The organism is Raineyella antarctica, assembly GCF_900092135.1.
Classification (GTDB): domain Bacteria; phylum Actinomycetota; class Actinomycetes; order Propionibacteriales; family Propionibacteriaceae; genus Raineyella; species Raineyella antarctica.
The window spans coordinates 137,651-156,465 of sequence record NZ_FMYF01000007.1 but is presented as its reverse complement, the minus strand read 5'-3'; the positions used below and the strand labels follow the sequence as shown (position 1 = coordinate 156,465).

16 protein-coding genes are annotated in these 18,815 nt (G+C 72.6%); 9 read left to right on the top strand and 7 right to left on the bottom strand.

The window, feature by feature from the left end; translation table 11 throughout:
• The coding region (locus GA0111570_RS11985) for a DUF4082 domain-containing protein (RefSeq protein WP_139283233.1) at positions 1-693 on the top strand (693 nt) is incomplete at its 5' end.
• 69 nt (positions 694-762) lie between these two features.
• Here the strand turns inward: GA0111570_RS11985 and GA0111570_RS11980 are convergent.
• Together GA0111570_RS11980 and GA0111570_RS11975 are read right to left on the bottom strand one after the other, a co-directional pair.
• Positions 763-2,229, bottom strand: a complete 1,467-nt coding sequence (locus tag GA0111570_RS11980) for a carboxyl transferase domain-containing protein (protein ID WP_092611365.1) — start codon at positions 2,227-2,229, stop codon at positions 763-765.
• Between the two features lie 168 nt (positions 2,230-2,397).
• Complete coding sequence (locus tag GA0111570_RS11975) at positions 2,398-3,996, bottom strand: HNH endonuclease signature motif containing protein (RefSeq protein ID WP_175557469.1); 1,599 nt, start codon at positions 3,994-3,996, stop codon at positions 2,398-2,400.
• Between the two features lie 306 nt (positions 3,997-4,302).
• Here GA0111570_RS11975 and modA point away from each other — a divergent pair, with 306 nt between their 5' ends.
• From modA to GA0111570_RS18280, 3 genes are all read left to right on the top strand, one after another.
• On the top strand, positions 4,303-5,127 hold the full coding sequence (modA, locus tag GA0111570_RS11970) for a molybdate ABC transporter substrate-binding protein (protein WP_092611359.1): 825 nt from the start codon (positions 4,303-4,305) through the stop codon (positions 5,125-5,127).
• 170 nt (positions 5,128-5,297) lie between these two features.
• Entirely contained in the window at positions 5,298-6,050 is a 753-nt protein-coding gene (locus GA0111570_RS11965; protein ID WP_245703175.1) for an ABC transporter permease, read from the top strand.
• Positions 6,043-7,245, top strand: coding sequence for a sulfate/molybdate ABC transporter ATP-binding protein (locus GA0111570_RS18280; RefSeq protein ID WP_092611356.1), 1,203 nt, complete (start codon positions 6,043-6,045; stop codon positions 7,243-7,245). The genes GA0111570_RS11965 and GA0111570_RS18280 overlap by 8 nt, the downstream gene beginning before the upstream one ends.
• Positions 7,246-7,257: 12 nt before the next feature.
• Here GA0111570_RS18280 and GA0111570_RS11955 read toward each other — a convergent pair whose 3' ends face one another.
• From GA0111570_RS11955 to GA0111570_RS11945, 3 genes are read right to left on the bottom strand one after another with little or no spacing between them, the layout of a single operon-like run.
• A complete protein-coding gene (locus GA0111570_RS11955) occupies positions 7,258-8,184 on the bottom strand; it encodes an FAD:protein FMN transferase (RefSeq protein ID WP_092611352.1) in 927 nt (308 codons plus the stop codon).
• The gene (locus GA0111570_RS11950) at positions 8,184-8,864 is read right to left on the bottom strand and encodes an FMN-binding protein (RefSeq protein ID WP_092611349.1); all 681 of its coding nucleotides are present in this window, start codon (positions 8,862-8,864) and stop codon (positions 8,184-8,186) included. Before GA0111570_RS11950 ends, GA0111570_RS11955 begins: the two co-directional genes overlap by 1 nt.
• Positions 8,865-8,871: 7 nt before the next feature.
• Positions 8,872-10,434 carry a ferredoxin reductase family protein gene (locus tag GA0111570_RS11945; RefSeq protein ID WP_092611346.1) on the bottom strand — a complete coding sequence of 521 codons (1,563 nt, stop codon included), beginning with the start codon at positions 10,432-10,434 and terminating at the stop codon, positions 8,872-8,874.
• A gap of 294 nt (positions 10,435-10,728) precedes the next feature.
• On the opposite strand from GA0111570_RS11945, the gene GA0111570_RS11940 reads away from it, so the two are divergent.
• The 5 genes from GA0111570_RS11940 (at position 10,729) to GA0111570_RS11925 (ending at position 16,171) form a co-directional block, all read left to right on the top strand.
• The gene (locus tag GA0111570_RS11940; RefSeq protein ID WP_092611343.1) at positions 10,729-12,234 is read left to right on the top strand and encodes a protein kinase domain-containing protein; all 1,506 of its coding nucleotides are present in this window, start codon (positions 10,729-10,731) and stop codon (positions 12,232-12,234) included.
• The gene (locus GA0111570_RS17695; RefSeq protein WP_175557468.1) at positions 12,231-12,386 is read left to right on the top strand and encodes a hypothetical protein; all 156 of its coding nucleotides are present in this window, start codon (positions 12,231-12,233) and stop codon (positions 12,384-12,386) included. Before GA0111570_RS11940 ends, GA0111570_RS17695 begins: the two co-directional genes overlap by 4 nt.
• On the top strand, positions 12,386-13,552 hold the full coding sequence (locus GA0111570_RS11935; protein WP_092611340.1) for a hypothetical protein: 1,167 nt from the start codon (positions 12,386-12,388) through the stop codon (positions 13,550-13,552). The genes GA0111570_RS17695 and GA0111570_RS11935 overlap by 1 nt, the downstream gene beginning before the upstream one ends.
• The gene (locus GA0111570_RS11930; RefSeq protein ID WP_092611337.1) at positions 13,545-15,170 is read left to right on the top strand and encodes a hypothetical protein; all 1,626 of its coding nucleotides are present in this window, start codon (positions 13,545-13,547) and stop codon (positions 15,168-15,170) included. The genes GA0111570_RS11935 and GA0111570_RS11930 overlap by 8 nt, the downstream gene beginning before the upstream one ends.
• 152 nt (positions 15,171-15,322) lie before the next feature.
• A complete protein-coding gene (locus tag GA0111570_RS11925; RefSeq protein WP_092611334.1) occupies positions 15,323-16,171 on the top strand; it encodes a DODA-type extradiol aromatic ring-opening family dioxygenase in 849 nt (282 codons plus the stop codon).
• Between the two features lie 30 nt (positions 16,172-16,201).
• Here GA0111570_RS11925 and GA0111570_RS11920 read toward each other — a convergent pair whose 3' ends face one another.
• Positions 16,202-16,978 (bottom strand): enoyl-CoA hydratase/isomerase family protein, encoded by a 777-nt coding sequence (locus tag GA0111570_RS11920; protein ID WP_092611331.1) that lies wholly within the window; start codon positions 16,976-16,978, stop codon positions 16,202-16,204.
• Between the two features lie 80 nt (positions 16,979-17,058).
• Positions 17,059-18,567, bottom strand: a complete 1,509-nt coding sequence (locus GA0111570_RS11915) for a gluconokinase (RefSeq protein ID WP_092611328.1) — start codon at positions 18,565-18,567, stop codon at positions 17,059-17,061.
• Positions 18,568-18,815: the final 248 nt, after the last annotated feature.

The window sequence follows — 18,815 nt, the reverse complement described above, 5'->3', positions numbered from 1 at the left end:
GCGGTTGTGGCGGGGACTGTTTCCTATGATGCGGGGTCGCGGACGGCGATGTTGGTGCCGTCGGCGCCGTTGGTGTCGGGGACGGTGTATACGGCGACGGTGAGGGGTGGGTCGACGGATCCGCGGGTGAAGGATCTGGCGGGTAATGCGTTGGCGGGTGATGTGTCGTGGAGTTTCACCACGGCTGTGCCGGTGGCGTGTCCGTGTTCGATCTGGTCGGCGAGTGCGGTGCCGGTGAATCAGGAGGACAACGATCGTCGGGCGGTGGAGTTGGGGGTGAAGTTCCGTTCCGACACTGACGGGTTTGTCGCGGGGGTCCGGTTCTGGAAGGGGCCGCGGAACACGGGGATCCATACCGGGGATCTGTGGTCGTTGTCGGGGACGCGGTTGGCGTCGGCGGTGTTCACCAATGAGTCGGCTTCGGGGTGGCAGGAGGTGCGGTTCGCCCAGCCTGTTCCGGTGAAGGCGGGGGTGACGTATGTGGCGTCGTACCACACTCCGACGGGGTTGTATGCGCAGGATGCTGGTGCTTTTGCTGCCGCGGGGGTGGATTCGGCGCCGTTGCACGCGTTGCGTGATGGGCTCGACGGTCCCAACGGGGTGTATGCGTACGGCACGGCGGGTACCTTCCCGACCAAGTCCTGGCGGTCCAGCAACAACTGGGTCGACGTGGTCTTCACCACCACCCCGTGAGGAACTCCGTGGGGGGCTCCGTGGGCAACTCCTTGAGGACGGCAGCCGAGGGCTGAATTGTCAGAATCGTCAGGGCCGTGCGCCCGCCTTCCAGTGCTCCTTGCGCGCCGCGACCTCCCGCAACTCCTCGGTGACCGCCGCCACCACGGCTTGGGCGAACCCGCGCGGATCCGCAGCAGGATCGGCCGGCTCGGGGACGATCCGGTGGATGATCCCGTCCTCCAGCAGTTGGTGGGCGCCGACACGCTGCTGCTCGGACAGCTCGGCGGCGTGGTCACCGTCCTTGAACATGATCGCGCTGGCACCCTCGGGCGGCAGCGGCGCCAGCCAGCCGTTCTCCATCGCGATGATCCGGTCGGCCGGCAGCATCGCCAGCGCACCACCGCCGGTGCCCTGGCCCAGGATGATCGAGACCGAGGGCACCGTCGTACGTGACAGCCAGGCCAGGGTTCGGGAGATCTCGCCGGCCAGGCCCCCCTCCTCGGCCTCGGGCGACAGATCGGCCCCGGGGGTGTCGACCACGCAGACCAGCGGCAGGCCGAGCATCTCGGCCAGGCGGATGCCGCGCTGCGCGGCGCGCAGACCGGCCGGTCCGAGCGGGCCGCCGGTCATCTGGATGTGCCGGTCCTGGCCGACGACGACGCAGGGTAGCCCGTCGAGGCGGGCCAGTGCGAGGTACAGGCCCGGGCCGTGCTCGGCACCGGTCCCGGAAAGCGGAAGGACGTCGGTCGCGCCGTGGCGCAGGACCTCGCGGATCCCGGGCCGGTCATCGCGGCGGGTGGCCTCGATCGCGTCCCAGACCGAGCCGGGGCGCGGGGGCAGCGCGGGGGGAGTGCCCTTCTCGTGGGGTTCGCCGAGGTCGACCGGGGTCAGCACCCGCAGGGCCGTCGCCGCGACCTGGCGCAGGTGTTCGGGCCGGACGATCGCATCGATGATGCCGTGGTCGACGAGGTTCTCGGCGACCTGGACGCCCTCGGGGAAGGGACGGTCGTTGAGCACCTCATACACCCGCGGGCCGAGGAAGCCGATCATCGCCTCCGGCTCGGCGACGGTGATGTGGCCCAGCGACCCCCAGGAGGCGAAGACGCCGCCGGTCGTGGGGTGGCGCTGGTACACGATGTAGGGCAGGCCGGCGTCCTTGTGCGCGATGATCGCCCGCGAGATCGAGACCATCGTGACGAAGGCAGGGGTACCCTCCTGCATCCGGGTGCCACCCGAGGACGTCGAGGCGATCAGCGGCAGCCCCTGGGTGGTGGCGCGGCGTACGGCGGCCTCGATCCGGACCGAGGTGTCGCGGCCGATCGAACCGCCAAGGAACCGGAAGTCCCCGACGATGAACGCCGCAGTCCGGCCCTCGATGGTCGCGCGACCGGTGATCACCGCCTCGTCCATGCCGGACTTCTCCCGGGCACGCAGCACCTGCTCGCGGTAGTCATCCGGGTAGCCGGTCACGTCGATCGGCTGGTCCCAGGATTCCCAGGAGCCGGGGTCCACCACGAGGTCGACAAGGTCGTGCGCACGCCATCGTTCCGCCATGCCGCCAGTGTTCCAGAGCGCAGGGCCGGGGGCTGGCGTACGGGTGGGCTGCGCGCCGGTGTACGGGTGGGCTGCGCGCCGGTGTACGGGTGGGCCGCGCCGCGTACGTCCTGGCGCCCCGACCCGGTGGTGAGGTGCCAAGGGGCCGGGGGCCGGGGGCCGGGGTGCTCAGGCTGCCACCGGAAGGTCGTCCGGCAGTTCGATGTCGAACAGCCGTTGGACGCATTCGTGCAGTCGGAAACCTTGGCCCGCCTCGGCCGGGAAGATGCGATCGGGCTGGGTTGCGGCCGCCCGGGCAGCGTGCTGAACGATCTGCTCGACCGTGTCGGCGTCGGGATGATCGCCGGTACTGATGACCTGGCCGTCGGGGAGGGTGAAGACCCAGGCACCCGGGCGGCCGGTCAGGGCCACGCCGCCCTCATGCACATACGTGTGGTGGGCTTGGCACAACAGGACCAGGTTGGATAGGTCGGTGGCGCCGCCGAGGGCCCAGGGAATGATGTGGTGAGGGATGAGGCGGCGGTGCTGGCTGCAGCCGGGGAACCGGCAGGCGCCGTCGCGCACTCGTAGTGCACGCCGTTGGGACGGTGAGGCGAGCCGGCGGCTCCGGCCCATGGCCAGGACATCGCCGTTGCGGTCAAGGATCAGCCCCAGCAGCGGGGCGTCACAGACATGACGGGCAGCCGTCTCCGCCTCGATCGGGCCGCCGCGCTCGATCCAGGCTCGCTCTGCCCGACCTGCAGCTGCGCCCCGGGACGTTCCCGCGGGAACGTCCGTCGAGCCATCGGACGTCCCGTCGTTCCCTTCTGTGGTGGAAGGCGGAGCGGTGGTGGTCGTTGCGGATGCCGTGGTCGTTGCGGATGCCGTGGCCGTGGCGGATGCCGTGGTCGTTGCGGATGTGGCTGCAGGAGTGGCCAGGGACTCCAGACCGACGTGGATCACGACCAGGTCCGGGTCGTCGGTGGCGCTGGTCGGCGTGGCATCCAAGTAGCAGCGGGCGACGGCGCACAGCCCCGCCACCGGGTCGATCCGAGCGGGCGCCGGGTCATCGCCTTCCTCCTCGGTACTGGCCTCGCCTTCCTCCTCGGTACTGGCCTCGCCTTCCTCCTCGGTACTGGCCTCGGCTCCCTCCTCGGTACGGGCCGCGCCGCGTTCCCCGGTGCTCGTCCCGGGCACTTCCCCGCTGGACCGTTTCCCGGATCTGCCGGTCGGCGCTGCCTTGCTGTCGGCGTCTGGATCGGGTGAGGACAAGGCGTCGCGCTGCCGGTCCGTTGCGGCCTCCAACGCTCCGCGTACCACTGCCGCCTCCTCCGGCAGGAGGGTGACACTGAGGCGCACCATTCCCTCCTCGGTGTCCTTCCAGGAGAGCCGGCGTCGCTCCAGCTGCTGCATGTGCGTTCCTGCGTGCGCACGGTACGACTGGATCGTTCGGGCCAACTGTGAGGCCGTCTGGTCGAGTGCCAGTTGGCACAACTCGGCCTCGTCTACCCGACCGACAAGGCGGGACAGCTCACGGACCTTGGAGAACGTCAGCTCCCCATCGGCGAACCGCGCCGCGACCATCGGCATGGACCGGAGGGCGCGGGCGACCCGTACGTGCTCCCGAGCCGTGCCCGGACTCATCGAACATGCCCACGCGAGCCAGTGCGCACACGAGGTGACACCCTCGAACCATCCCCAGCCGGACCCCTCGTCGAACTGCGCCACCAACTCCACCAGCGTCGCGTCGCACCGCGCCTGCGCCGTCGCAGCCCCCTGGATCCCCATCCCCAGGTCCTCTGCTCGGTCCCTGGGCATTCGATCGGCCCCCGCATCCTCTGACCAGTCCCACATGACGTCCCCCCACGTTCACGTACGATCGCTTCTGGTCCCAAGGCTCCGGGATGGCTCTGACAGTTCTTGGAAGGCCGCCCGACGTACGGGTCCGTTGCTTCGCCGGCGACCGGCGCCGGCGATCGGCGCCGCGACTGGCGCCGCGACTGGCGCCGGCGATCGGCGCCGCGACTGGCGCCGCGACTGGCGGCCCCTCGCCCTCCGGCCGGGCCGGCCGAGGCGCTCCTCTAGGGTGAGCCCATGATCGTACGACCTGCCTCCCGGCGCCCCGCCACCGTGCTCGCCGGGCTGGCGCTGGCGGGACTCGGCCTGGCAGCGCTGGCCGGATGCGCCACCTCCTCGACCAGTTCCGCGCCCGAGCCGACACCGTCCTTCGTCGCCGGGCAGCAGATCACCGTCTTCGCCGCAGCCTCCCTGGCCGGGCCGTTCGACCAGATCGGGGCGGCCTTCGAGTCCGCCCATCCGGGCAGCGACGTGAAGTTCAGCTATGCCGGTTCCTCGGACCTCGTCAGCCAGCTCGCCGCCGGCGCCCCCGCTGACGTCCTGGCCACCGCCGACGAGCGAACCATGAAGCAGGCCACCGACAAGGCACTGGTCCCACAACCGAGGCTGTTCGCGACCAACGAGCTGGCCATCCTGGTCCGACCCGGCAACCCGCTCGGTATCGTGGGGGCACGCGACCTGGCCCATCCGGACGTCCAGCTGGTCGTCTGCGCTCCCCAGGTTCCGTGCGGTGCTGCGACCCAGCGGACCCTCCAGGCGGCCGGCATCTCCATCACGCCGGTGAGCGAGGAGCCGAACGTCACCGACACCGCCGGCAAGGTCACCTCCGGGCAGGCCGACGCTGCAGTGGTCTACACCACCGACGTTGCGAAGGCCGAGGCTACCCGGACCGGAACGGGCGTTCCGCTCGGCATCGACCAGACCCCCAACCGCTACCCGATCGGCGTCACGGCAGCGGCCCTCTCCAGCAACCGTGCCGAGCTCGCCGACCAGTTCGTCTCGTACGTGACCGGTGCGGAAGGCCAGGCAGTCCTGCAGAAGGCAGGGTTCGGTCGGCCGTGACCCGCGAGCCCCCACCGATTGGGCCCGACGGAGTCCGTCCCCGCGGAGTCCGTCCCCGCGGAGTCCGTCCCGGCGGAGTCCGTCCCGGCGGGGCCCATCCCCATCGCATCGCGCCCCGCCTCGACCGCTACGCCGTCCCGCCCTGGATCTGGGCCCCCGCCGCGGCCGGCGTGCTGTTCCTCGTGCTGCCGGTCGCCGCGATGGCGATCGCCGCCGACTGGCCGAACTTCTGGACCCTGGTCACGTCGCAGTCCGCCCTCGTCGCGCTCGGCCTCTCGCTGCGTACGGCCGCCGCGGCGACCCTGCTCAGCCTTGTCCTGGGCATCCCGCTCGCGGTGGTGCTGGCCCGCGGTGACTTCCCCGGGCACCGCCTGGTCCGGGCGGTCGTGCTGCTGCCCCTGGTCCTGCCGCCGGTGGTCGGTGGCCTGGCGCTGCTGCTCACGTACGGGCGCACCGGCCTGCTCGGCGGCGCACTGGAGGCGTTCGGGATCCGGATCGCCTTCTCCACCGCCGCCGTGGTGCTGGCCCAGACGTTCGTGGCGATGCCGTTCCTGGTCATCTCGCTGGAGGGCGCGCTGCGCACCGGCACCGAGGCGTACGAACGGGTCGCCGCCACCCTCGGCGCGTCCCCCGGCACGGTGCTGCGCCGGATCACGCTGCCGCTCGTCGGGCCCGGGCTGGTCTCGGGCACGGTGTTGGCCTTCGCGCGGGCGCTGGGGGAGTTCGGCGCGACGCTGACCTTCGCCGGGTCGCTGCAGGGCACCACCCGGACCCTGCCGCTGGAGGTCTACCTGCAGCGCGAGGTCGACCCGGCCGCGGCAGTCGCCCTCTCGCTGGTCCTGGTCGCGATCGGCGCTCTGGTGGTGCTGGCCGTCGGCGCCCGCGCACTGTCCGGACCGGCAGCGGGGGACCGGCGTGGCTGACGTACGTATCGACGTGGCGCTGGCCCCGCGCCACCTGCAGGTCACCCTCGACGTGCCCGACGGACAGGTCGTGGCGGTGCTCGGGCCCAACGGCGCCGGCAAGTCCACCCTGCTGGCCCTGTTGTCCGGCACCCTCGCCCCTACGGCCGGGAGCGTGGCGATCGGTGGCCGTGACGTCACCGGGCTGCCGGCGCACCGGCGCCGGGTCGCGCTGCTGTCGCAGGATGCGCTGTTGTTCCCGCACCTCAGCGTGCTCGACAACGTCGCCTTCGCCCCCCGTGCGGCAGGCGTGCGCCGGGCGCACTCCGAGGAGCGGGCCCGTGAATGGCTGGAGGCGGTCGATGCCGGCCAGTTCGCCGATCGTCGTCCCGGGCAGCTGTCGGGCGGCCAGGCCCAAAGGGTCGCGATCGCCCGCGCGCTGGCCGCCGACCCGGAGGTGCTGCTGCTGGACGAGCCGTTCGCCGCCCTCGACGTCGCGGTGGCCCCCCAGTTGCGAGCCCTGCTGCGCCGGGTTCTGGCGGGTCGTACGGCCCTGGTCGTCACCCACGACCTGGTCGACGTGGTGACGCTGGCGGACCGGGCGGTGGTGCTGGAGGCGGGGCGGGTGGTCGAGGACCGGCCGGTGCGGGAACTGGTGGAGAGCCCGCGCAGCCGGTTCGCGGCGCACCTGGCCGGTCGGGTCCTGCTGGAGGGAACGTTGGCCGGCGAGCTCGACGCGGACGCCGGCGGAGAAGTCCACCGCGGCGATGCGGTGGTGATCGCTACCGCGCTGGGCCCGGTCGCAGGGCTGTGGCAGGACGACACCGCCGCCGGACCCGGGGCCACGGCGTTGGCCCTGGTGGATCCGGCGGCGGTCAGTCTCCATCGCGAGGCACCGCACGGCAGCCCGCGCAACTGCTGGCCGGTCGAGGTCGCCGGAATGGAACCCCTGGGCGGCCAGTTGCGGGTGATTGCGCACGGTGTCGGCTCGTACGGTGCCGTTGCGCAGGGTCCGGCAGGGGGTGTGGCTCCTACGGTGACCGCTGTGCGCGATGGGGTTTCCCGCGGCGAGGCGTACGTCCCGGAAGGGGGACGGTCCGTACGCCTCGCCGCGGACATCACCCCTGCGGCGGCCGCTGACCTGGCGGTCGCGCCGGGGCGACGACTGTGGTTCGTGGTCAAGGCCCAGCAGGTACGGGTGTACGCCGGGCACTGACCACGGAGTGGGTCAGCCGACGGCCTGCAGCCGGTCGCCGATCCAGGAGGTGGACCAGGCGGTCATCGCGGGCGCCGGGTCGACGACGTGGGCGCGACAGCCGTGCTGGCTGGCCACCCAGATGGCACCGTCGCGTCCGCCCACGACCAGCGCCGTGGACAGGATCTCGGCCAGGCCGGCGTGCGGGGCCACGACCGTGGCGGACCGGGCGCCCGTGGCGGGCAGGCCGGTGGCCGGGTCGACGATGTGGTCGCCGCGCTCGTACGCCCCCGAGGTGGCGACGGCACCGTCGGTGACCTCCTCCACGCCGATGATCGCTTCGGGGTCGTCGGGGTGGCGGATGCCGATCCGCCAGGCCTCGCCGGGGGCCGGGCGGCCGCGAGTGACGACGTCGCCGCCGGCGTTGACCGAGACGTTCCCGAAGCCGCGCCCGACCAGTAGGTCGGCGACCAGTTCGGCGGCCCAGCCCTTGACATAGCCCGACGGGTCGAACCCGCCCGGCGCCGCCCACGGGTCGAACCGGCCGGCGGTCAGCGTACGACCCCAGCGGCAGGCGGCGATGACCTCCATCAGCGACGCCTGGTCCGGGTCACCGGCGTCCAGGTCGGACTCGGCCAGCCGGCCGGCGCGCAGCGCACTGACCAGGGAGGTCTGCCGATAGGTGGAGAACACCCGGTCGACCCACCGCATCAGTTCCACTGCCTCGGTGATCGCACCCTCCAGCACCTCGTCGGCCGGCCACTCGTCGGGGTCCTCGACCAGGTCGATCACCACCACTGTTCCCCACATCTCCTGCAGGTGGGTGTAGCGGCGGCCGGCGGGGCGGCGCTGGGTGACGGTCGGGGTCTCGTTGCCGGGGGTCTCGTTGCCGGGGGTCTCGTTGCCGGGGGTCTTGTTGCTCGGGGAGTCGTTGCTCGGGGAGTCGGTGCGCTGGGTCATCACAGGCCTGCCTTCTGGATCGCGGACTGGAGGGACATTCGGAAGCCTTCGGTGGTGTAGCTGGCGCCGGAGACCCCGTCGACGGTGGCGGACTGGGCGGCCAGGGCCTGCTGGACCAGCAGCGGCGCGGCGTAGCTGTTGATCCGCGCGGAGTGCCCGTCGTTCATCGGGACCTGTTGCCACTGGATGTCGGAGATCTTGCCGCCGGCGACGCTGATCGAGACCTGCATCGGGCCGTACGGGGAGGAGTAGCTGGAGCCGGTGTACGTCTTCGTGCTGGTCGAGGTGGATCCGGAGCTGCTCGAGCCGGAGCCGGAACCCGAGGAGGCCGAACCCGAGGCGGACGAACCAGAGGATGACGAGCCGGAGCCGGAGGAGCCGGAGGACGAGGACCCCGACGAGCTGGAGCCGGAGGATACCGAGCCCGAGCCGGTCGAGCCGGAGGAGGTGGAGCCGTGCTCCTCGCTCTCGCCCTCCGGGTCGGACCCGGAGTTGGGGAGGGCGGGCCGGGCCTGGCCGGCACCGCTGGCTCCGCGGAGCTGGGCCCGGTCCGGGCTGACCTGGGTGCCGGTGCCGGTTCCCGCGGTGAGGGAGGGCGTCCGCGGGTTCAGCACCAGCACTCCGGCGACGCCGGCGATGGTGGCCCCGGTGACGAGGACCGTGGTGACTGCCTTCTTCATCGTTGCCTCACAGGTCGAAGACTTCGTGGTGGATGTTGGCCGGCCGGGCTCCGATCTGGCGGGCCGAGGCGACCACCTGCTCGTTCAGGGTGGCCGGCCCGCAGACGTACACCTGGGCGTCGTCCAGGCGTCCGACGGTGGCGCGCAGGTGCTCGGGGCTGAGCGGGTAGGCGTGGCGGTGGCCCGGCATCAGGTGGACCTTCACCCCGGGGTGGGACTGCAGCGCCCAGAGCTCGTCGCGGTGGGCCATCGACTCCATCGAGCCGGCCCGGTAGATCACGTCGAGCCGGGCCTCTCCGGCCAGCCGTTCGGCCAGTGCCACGACCGGGCCGATCCCGACGCCACCGGCGATCAGCACGGTGCGACGCGTACGGTCCTCGCCGTCGGGGGCGACCCGGCCCGGGGTGACCGCCCCGTACGGGCCCTCGACCAGCACGCGGGTGCCGGCCGGCAGCTGGGCCATCGTGGCGGAGGCGTCACCCAGGGCCTTCACGGTGATCCGCATCATGTCGCCGCGGATCGCCGAGATCGAGTACGGGTGCGCCTCGTAGCCCAGGCCGGGGTGCAGGAAGCGCCAGTTGAAGAACTGCCCGTGGCTGGCGCCCAGTCCGGCCAGCCGGCGGCCGCGGACCCACACGCTGGTCACGCCGGGGGCCTCCTGGACCACCATGGCGACCTTGAGGTCGTGGCGCAGCGAGCGGACGATCGGCAGTACCACCCGGTAGGCGATGATCGCGCCGAACACCGCCACGTACAGGCCGATCCACATGGCCCGGGACCAGCCGGACAGGAACGGGCCACCGGAGGTGATCTGGTGCGCGAACGCCAGGGCGATGCCCAGGTAGGTGTACAGGTGGATGGTCCACCAGGTCTCGTGCTTGATGGTGCGCCGGACCCGCTTCCACGAGGTGTACCCGGCGGCGATGATCGCGGCGGTGCCGGCCAGCGCGGGCAGGATCCACGGCGTCTTCGTCACCAGGCTCCACATCTCGGCGAACCAGTTCACCTTGGCGTCCATGCCGTAGCTGGTGACGACCAGGATGATGTGCGCGAAGACCAGCGACATCGACCAGGGGGCGATGCGCTTGTGCCAGGTGACCAGGTGGTCCTGGCCGATGGCGCGTTCCAGCACCGGCAGCCGGGCGATCAGCAGCAGCAGGATCAGCACGCCGTACGTGCCGATCGAGGCGGCCAGCACCGAGACGGCGTAGATCAGGTTGGACAGGGTGCCGGTGAGAGGGAACACGGCCTGGATGGTCAGGCCGAGCACCACTCCACCGATCGCCCCGACCATGGCCAGGAACCGGGTGGCCCGACGGGCGCGGAGGTTGTCCTGGTCGGCCTGTGCGGGAAGCGAGAGGGCGATCTCGTTGGTGCCGCGCTGGTCGATCGAACTGCGGGTGGGGGTGGCGGAGCGCTGGGGGCCGTAGTGGCGGGTGTCGTTCGGGCGGGTGCCGTACTCGTCACGGACGGTGGCGGCAGGACCGGCGGCACGGGTGGCGTACGCCGACGAGGCGGCACCGGGATCGGAGCCGATCGGGCGGGGGATACGAGACGCTGGCGACTGCATGCTTCAAGAGCACTCCCGGATCCTGTGCCGGTTCTGTGCCGGTTCTCCCGCTGCCATGTGAGTCGCGCCGGACCGTCCACCACCGCCCCCTCTTGCCGCACCGATCACCCCTGCCGTACCCCGGACAGGCACGTGCCGCACTCCGGACAGGCACCCGACCGGCCCCGAAAGGCGCGGGGGATGTCCCCCAGCACCCCCCGGAAGTGCCCCATGGGATCCGCGCGGGGCAGGATGCGCTGGCCGGCGTCCCTAGACTGGTTGGAGCCGACACACGCGCAGGGGAGGGAGCGGACAGTGGCCCAGCCGCCGATGACGACCGTCGAGGCCACCGGTGTGCTCTTCGGGCCCCGCTCCGACGACCCGGCCGAACTGGTCGATGCCGCCGGCCGGCAGCCGGTGATCGACCTGACCCGCCGGCTCCGCCCGGCCTTGTCTCCGATCGACCAGCAGAAGCTCACCCCGTTCCTGGGGTTCTGGGGCCAGATGCGCCCCGACCAGATGCCCGAGGCGTTCGTGGTCAAGGTGATCGCGGTGCCGCCAGGCGTGGCGACGGTGCCGGTCCAGGCCGCCCGGCTGCTCGCCAACGAGGAGGAGGCCGCCCGCCGCAACGGACTGCTCTTCGAGGGCGTGCCGGCGACCGGCGTCGGCGACGGCTACGCGTGGGTGATCCGGCGCTACATCCACGGCCTCACCCTCACCCAGACCCGGTCCTCCGGCGGCCTGGCCGGCAACGAGGTGCTGCTCGCCCGGATGGTGCTGGCCAGGATCGTGGAGCTGCACACCCGTACGTACAACGGCAACCCGCTCTTCCACGGCGACATCAAGCCCGCGAACGTGATCGTCCGGGTGGAGGGCACCACGATCTCGGGCGTCGAGCTGATCGACTACGAGTCCGGCGGCGCGACGGGCGACAACGGCCCGGCCTACCGGCATGCCACGCTGCAGTTCGCCAGCCCCGAGCACTTCCTCTCCCCGCAGATCGACCGCGCCTCCGACGTGTTCTCGTGGGGCCTGACCGCGCTGGACATGTACGCCCCGAACCGGCACCCGTTCGTCACCGCCGTCAATGACCCGAGGGCGTACGAGGACGCGTACGGGACCGGCCGGTCCGCCGACGAGCACCTGCTGGCCGCGGTCACCGACCCGACCCTGCGTGAGTGCATCCGGCTGGCGCTGACCGTCCGTTCCGACAACCGCCCCAGCGCCCGCGCGCTGCTGGACCGGCTGACCCCGGTCGCCCCGCCCCGCCCGGCTGCTCCGGTCGAGGCTCCGACCGCGAGCTTCCAGCTGCCGGTGCGCGGGCCCGCCCCGCTCGCCGGCCCGGGCGCGCCGGTGGCCGCCGAGCCGTACGATCCCGACCAGACCGCCATGCGCGCGTACGGACTGGTGGCCGAGCCGTGGACGGACGGCGTCGCCGGCCACGCCGCGGATCGGTACCCCGGCGGCGGCACCTCCCGGAGCGTCGATCCCGGCGCTGACCGGACCCGGGTCGCCCCGACCACGGCCCTGCCCATGCCGCTGGACGTCACCACCTCGCTGCCCGGTCGCGAGCCACCACCGCTGCCGCTCGTCCGTCCGGTCCGTGCCCTGCCCGTCGACACCGCCGACCCGGACTCGGTCCCCGCCCAGTTGGGTGGCTGGTGGCGCCAGATGGTCACCGCCCGCGGGTACCTCGGTGCGCAGGAGTTCGGGCCGTGGCACTGGGCCGGTTACCTGGTCGCCACCGTCGCGGCGGCCGCGGTGGTCGGCATGCTCGTCGGGATCGTCCTGCTCTCTCTCGGGAGGTTGCTGTTCCCATGACCCTGCCCACCTTCGAGGAGGCCGAGCGCCGCCGGGTCGCCCGGCTGGAGCACCAGCGCGCCCTGGCCCGGTTCCGTACCCGCACCCGGGTGCTGCGGCTGGTCGGACTGGCCGTCGTCCTGCTGGTCACCCTCTGGGTGGTGCTGCCCTGATGGCCCGCTACCTGTGCCCCCAGTGCGCCGTCCACTACCGGGCGAGCCAGTTCACCGCGTACAACGCGCAGAGCGAGGCGTGGGAACCGCCGCGGGTCTCGGTGCCCCAGCGGGTCGCTCGCGCCGTGCGCGCGCTGCTCGGGGCCACCGGCCGGGACCGGGACCGGGAGCGCCGCGAGCACCTGGAGATGCTCCGGCTCGGGGTGCACCACCGCTGCCCCCAGGGCCACCGGATGCCGGCCGAGTTCCTGCGCCGCGAGACCGTCCCGATCGGGCTGGTCGGCCCCTCCTCGGTCTCGAAGTCGACCTACCTGGCCGTCCTGCTGCACCGCATCGTCGGGATGACCGACCTGGCCCCGATGGGGCTGACGTTCACCGTCGAGGAGCACTCCCGGGCCGTCTACCAGCGCGACTACGTCACCCCGCTGGCGATGCGCCGTCCCCCCGAGCAGACCCGGCTGGAGCGTACGTCCCCGCTGGTGGTGCGGATGCACCGCGACTGGGCGCCCGAGGACGACGTGAACCTGTTGTTCTTCGATGCCGCGGGGGAGGGCTACCGCGATGCCCGCTCCAGCGCCGACCTCAACCCGTACCTGACCGTGATGGCCGGGGCCCTGGTGTTCTGCTCGCCGGTCAACCTCGCCTTCGCGCCAGGCTCGGGCTTCGCGCTGCCGGAGGGCATCGAGGGGGCCACCGCGCCCGGCGCCGGCACCGTCGTCGCCGCGCTGCAGTCGACCCGGACAGTCCTGGAACGCCGCCGGGACCCCATCCCGACAGCCGTCGTGGTGGCCAAGTGCGACGAGCTCGCCGCGCTGGAGGCCCGCCGGCCGCACCCCGGCCAGTCGATCCCGCTCGACCCCGGCTTCTACGGCAACGAGGAGGGCTACCTGGCCCGCCAGTCCCGCTGGCCGTACGACCTCCTCGCCGCGCACGGCCAGGCCATCCTCGCCGAGGTCGGGCGGTTCTCGCTGCTGACCCGCTACCACGCGGTCTCGGCCACCGGCTGTGCGGTCAACAACCTCGGCCTGTTCGAACGGATCGCCCCGATCCGGGTGCACGAACCGCTGCTCGGCCTGCTGCACGACATGGGGCTGCTCGAGGGTGCCGCCGCCAGCTACCACCGCGACACCGAGTCGGTGGCCGGGCAGGGGACCTACGGTGGCTGAGATCCAGCAGGCGGTGGTCGGCTGGGCGCCGACCAGCAACGGGCTGGGCGTGCTCGGCGCCTCCCCGGGATGGCCGCTGGTCGACGGGCAGCCGTGGCTGCCGGACCAGGCCCGTACGTTCCTGCCGCGCGGCTCGGACGCCGAGGTGATGCGCGGCACCGAGCCCCCCGGCGGGCTCGAGGCGCACCCCACCGCGTACGGCACCATCCTGGTCTCCAAGGTCTACCTGGGCCGGGTCGGGCGTCCCGGCACCTTCACCGCGCACTGCGTCCTCGACCCGTCCGGCCGCCAGGGTGCGACCGACCTGCTGGACCTGGCCCGCGACGGCGTGCTGCGGCTCCGCGAGGAACAGCCCGATGCCGAGGCGCTGCCCGCGCTGCAACTCACCGCGCGGCGCACCCAGCCGCTGCCAGGGGACGTCGCCCCCGACCTGCTGGCCGTGCTGATCGCCCGGCTGGCGGATCGTACGCCGCTGCTGCTGCGCGCCCGGGACCGGATGACGGCGATCGACACCTTCGCCGCGCTGGCCCGCGCCCTGCCACGGCGGGTCGGCGCGGACATGTGGTGGTCCAGCTTCGTCGCCCACCCGTACGATCCGGCCGAGACCGCCGGTCCGGGGGTCGGGGTCGTGGTGGCACCGTTCTCGGTCACCGACGACTTCGGCGCGAGTACCGGGCCCGCGACGCTGGTCGACCTGGACGCCGGCCCGCCGACCGCCCCCGAGCGCGCGCGAGCCCTGTGCCGCAGCTACCTGGACCACCCCGAGCGCTACGGCGACGCCGCGGACGTGGACGAGTTCATCGCCCGGCTCGACGCGCTGACCCTCGACCCGGCTGCCCCGGTCGACGACCGTGCCCTGGACCTGCTGGCCGGTGACGTCGGCCCGGTCGTCTTCGCCCGGCTGATCACCGGCGAGCGCGGCATGACCCGGCTGGCCGAGGTCGTCCGCGCCGGCCGCCGGCTGCCCTATCGCGCCCTGTGGAGCGCCGTCCCCGAACTGCCCGCGCAGATGTACGCGTGGTTCGGGCCGGTGCAGGGGGACCAGGACGTCCAGGTCCGGGCCCAGCACGTGATCTGCTCCACCATGGACACCCGCAACCTGGCCCGCCTGGTCGCCCGCCCGCTCGCCGCGGACGTGGCAGACTTCCGGCCGGTGATCGCCGACCGCAAGCTGGCCGGTTCGCTGGCCGGGCTGGGCGTGCCCCTGGACGCGTACGAGTGGCGGGTGCTGACCGAGGAATGGGGCCCGGTCGTCACCGCAGCCGTGGTCGGCTGGCTGGAGGGCTGGACCCACGCCCCCGCAGACCTGGCCCGGCTCGCCGCGGACCGTGCCGGCTTCGTGGCGGGGCTGGACGCGGCGCTGGCGGCGGTCGCGGCCCCGGCGGCCGACGTGCGGGACCGGCTGGCCGGTTGGCGCGAGCTGCCGGTGGAGGAGTGGATCGACGTGCTGCTGGAGTGCCGGAACGTTCCCGCGGGAACGCCGCTGGCCGCGCTCGGCCGGCTGGACCGCGGGGGAGTGCGGCAGGTGCTGCGCCGGGACTGGCCCCGGCTCGCCGGACAGGCGGGCATTCCGGCGGTCGTCGCCGAGGAGCTGCGGGTGCGCGGGTTGGGGTTCTGAGCTCGGCACTTCTGAGCCCGGCACCTCAGAGCTCGGGCCAGGGTGCACGGCCGGGAACACGCGAGCGACCGCGCCCTGAAGCGTTGAATCTTTAACTATCTCCGCGTACGCTGGGCTCCTGGAGCTCCCACGCCCGACCCGGAGGCAACGCCATGACCGCACCGAACCAGCCCGACCGCCTGCCGACGTACTTCGTCTCCCACGGTGGCGGTCCGTGGCCCTGGATCAAGGACCTGATGCCGGGCGACATGGGCAAGCTGGAGAAGTCGCTGCAGGACATCCCGCGTGAGCTCGGCGTCACACCGCGCGCGATCCTGGCGGTCTCGGGCCACTGGGAGGAGTCCGAGTTCACCGTCCAGACCAACCCGCACCCACCGATGCTCTACGACTACGGCGGCTTCCCCGACTTCACCTACCGGATCCAGTACCCGGCGCCCGGCGCGCCCGACGTGGCGGCCAGGGTCGGCCAGCTGCTCGACGAGGCCGGCATCCCCACCCGCTACGACGCCCAGCGCGGGTACGACCACGGCGTGTTCGCCCCGTTCTTCGTGATGTACCCCGACGCCGACGTGCCGATCCTCCAGCTCTCGCTCAGGAGCGGGTACGACCCGGCCGCCCACCTCGCCGCGGGCCGTGCACTGGCCCCCTTGCGCGACGAGGGCGTGCTGATCGTCGGCAGCGGGTTCAGCTACCACAACCTGCGCAACTTCGGCCCCCGGGCGGCACACGACTCCAAGGCGTTCGGCGACTGGCTCACCGAGGCGGTGGTCGAGGTATCGCCGCAGGAGCGTACGCAGCGGCTGCTGCGCTGGGACACCGCGCCCAGTGCCCGGGCCGCGCACCCGGCCGAGGACCACCTGGTCCCGCTGATGGTCGCCGTCGGCGCCGCCGAGGACGAGGCGGGCGTGCGGATCTACCACGAGCCCGACTTCATGGGCTCGGTCGACTCCTCCAGCTACCGCTTCGGGGCGCTTCCGGGGCGCGCCGGCGCCCGGGCCTGAGCCCTGCGTCGGCCCTGCGCCTGACCGGGCTCACTCCGGCAGCCCGGCCCCGTTCCAGGTGAACTGCGGCTTGCGGCGGGCCCGGAACGCCGCCATACCCTCGGCCACGTCGGGGCTGGAGGCGACCTGGTCCATCCAGGCCGCGACCCGGGCGTCCTCGAGCGTACGGTCGACCATCCGGTCCACCAGGTCCTTGGTGGCCTGGATGGTCAGCTGCGAACGACCCGCCAGGTCGTCGGCAAGCCGCAGCGCCCGGTCGAGCACCACGTCGTCGGGGACGACCTCGTCGACCAGCCCGATGTGCCGGGCGCGTTCGGCGCCGACCAGTTCGGCGGTGAAGATCAGGTACTTGGTCGCGGCCGGGCCGAGCAGTCGGACCAGCCGTTCCAGCGGCACCGTCGGGTAGATGATGCCGAGGTTGGCCGGGGTGACGCCGAACCGAGCCGACGTCGCACTGATCCGGATGTCACAGGCCGCCGCGACCTGCACCCCGCCGCCGACGCAGGAGCCGTTGATCGCCGCGATGGTCGGCTTCGGGCACTCGGCGATCGCCCGGTGCGCCTGTGTCGGCAGGTCGGTGTCGTGGATCGAGTCGAGCTGGCTGATGTCCGCGCCTGCGCAGAAGGTCTGTCCGGCCCCCGTGACCACCACCACCCGGACGTCGGTGTCGACGGTCGCCGCCCCCATCACCTCCGCCCACTGGGCCCACATCTGCGGGGTCAGCGCATTGCGCCGGCTCGGGTGGTCGATCGTGACCAGTGCGGTGCCGCCACGAACCTCGTACGCCAGGTGTCCTTCGGTGCCCATGGACGCATCGTGGTGGACGCGGGGGTCTCCTGTCAGGACGTCGCAGCGGTGGACTGTCAGGACGTCGCAGCGGTGGACTGTCAGGACGTCGCCGGGGTGGAGTCGGCGATCACCTTGTCGTACAGCTCGTTGAACCTGCCCATCCGCTCGGTGTAGTACGCGGTCCGCCGGGGGTGCGGCTCGAAGACCGTCCCCATGTCCGGCGGGGTCCGGTCCAGGTTCGGGGCCAGGGTCTCGAGCGCGAGCAGGGCGGAGCCGTGCAGCGTGGCGCGCTTGATCGTCACCGGTGCCACCGGGCGGCCCATCACGTCGGCGAGGATCTGCAGGATCTCGGGCCGGTCCTGGGTGACCCGGCCCTGCGCCAGGATGCGTACGGCCCCCGGGGCTCGGGTGACCAGCTGGTCACCGATCCGCCGGTAGGTCAGCCCGACGCCCTCGAGCACGCCGCGGTAGAGCTGCATCGGCTCGGTGGAGATCCGTACCCCTGACATCAGGGCGGTGGCGTGCGCCGCCCAACCTGTGGAGCGCTCGCCGGTGAAGAACGGCAGCACCAAGGGGGTGTCCTCGGTGGGGTCGGCCAGTAGGGCGCGGCTGACCAGTGGCTCGTCCGGCAGGGCCAGGGTGTTGGTGGCCCAGGTCACCGCGCGGCCGACGTCGTTGACCGCCCCGCCCAGCAGCGAGCGGTTCCGGTCGACCCGGTAGCACCACAATCCGCTGGGGACCTGGTCGACCGGGCCGGACACCATCACGCGCAGGGCGCCGGTGGTGGCGGCCGAGGCGCCGATCGTACGCGAGTCCGTGGCGCCGGCACCGACGCTGGCGCCCAGTCCGTCGCTGATCGCCGGGAACCACTTGGCCCCGCGCAGCGCCGGCCAGCGCTGGTCCAGCCGGTTGTCCGTCGCGGACAACGGCCGGTCGGGGTCGCGGACCGAGGACAGGTGGCTGGTGGAGATGCCGCACAGGGTCAGCATCTCGGCGTCCCACTTGCCGGTGCGCCGGTCCAGCAGGCCGCTCCAGGAGGCGGTCGAGGTGCCGACGGCGGTGCGCCCGAGCAGGTGCAGGTGCAGGTACTCACCGAGCGAGAGCCAGCGGTCCACCCGGTCGAACAGCAGCGGGTCGGTCGCCGAGAGCCAGCGCAGCCGGGCGGGCAGGTAGGAGGCGTGCAGGCGGACGCCGATCCGGTCGTGCACGGCGTCCTCGTCGACGACGCGGCGCAGTTCGGCGACCTGCTGGGCCGAGCGGGTGTCGGCGTACGTGTAGCAGGGGGTCAGGGCCAGGCCCTTGCGGTCGACGCCGATCACCGAGGAGGCGAAGGTGTCCAGGGCGACGCCGCCGATCCGGCCCTTCAGCTCCTTGGCGGCCAGCCCGTCGATGATCTCGATCACCTCGGCGAGCACCTGGTCGGGGTCGATCGTGGAGGTGCCGTCGCCGGCGGTGCTGAACGCGTGCGGCACCTTCACCCGCTGCCCGACCGGGCGGCCGTGCGCGTCGTGGAGCGAGCCGCGGCTCGCGGTCGATCCGATGTCGACGGCGAGCACCAGCGGGTCGACGGCCTTGGCCAGCTCGATCTGGAAGATGCTCCTGGCCATCCTGCCTCCGGGGTGCTCCGCCTGTGGCGTACGACTGTCGTACGCGCCCTGTGCTGCCCGTGTCTCCCGGACGCCTGGTGGCGACCGGGGCCCCCGACCCGTGCGGTTTCAGACTAGTGCGCGGACACCGGCGGCGGCGACATTCGGCGGGTGTTGCGGTCTCGGACCGGTCATGGGCACGGACGAGGGGCGGCACCCCGTCGCCCGGATGCCGCCCCTCGTGTGCTCAGGACCTGGTGCTCAGGAGC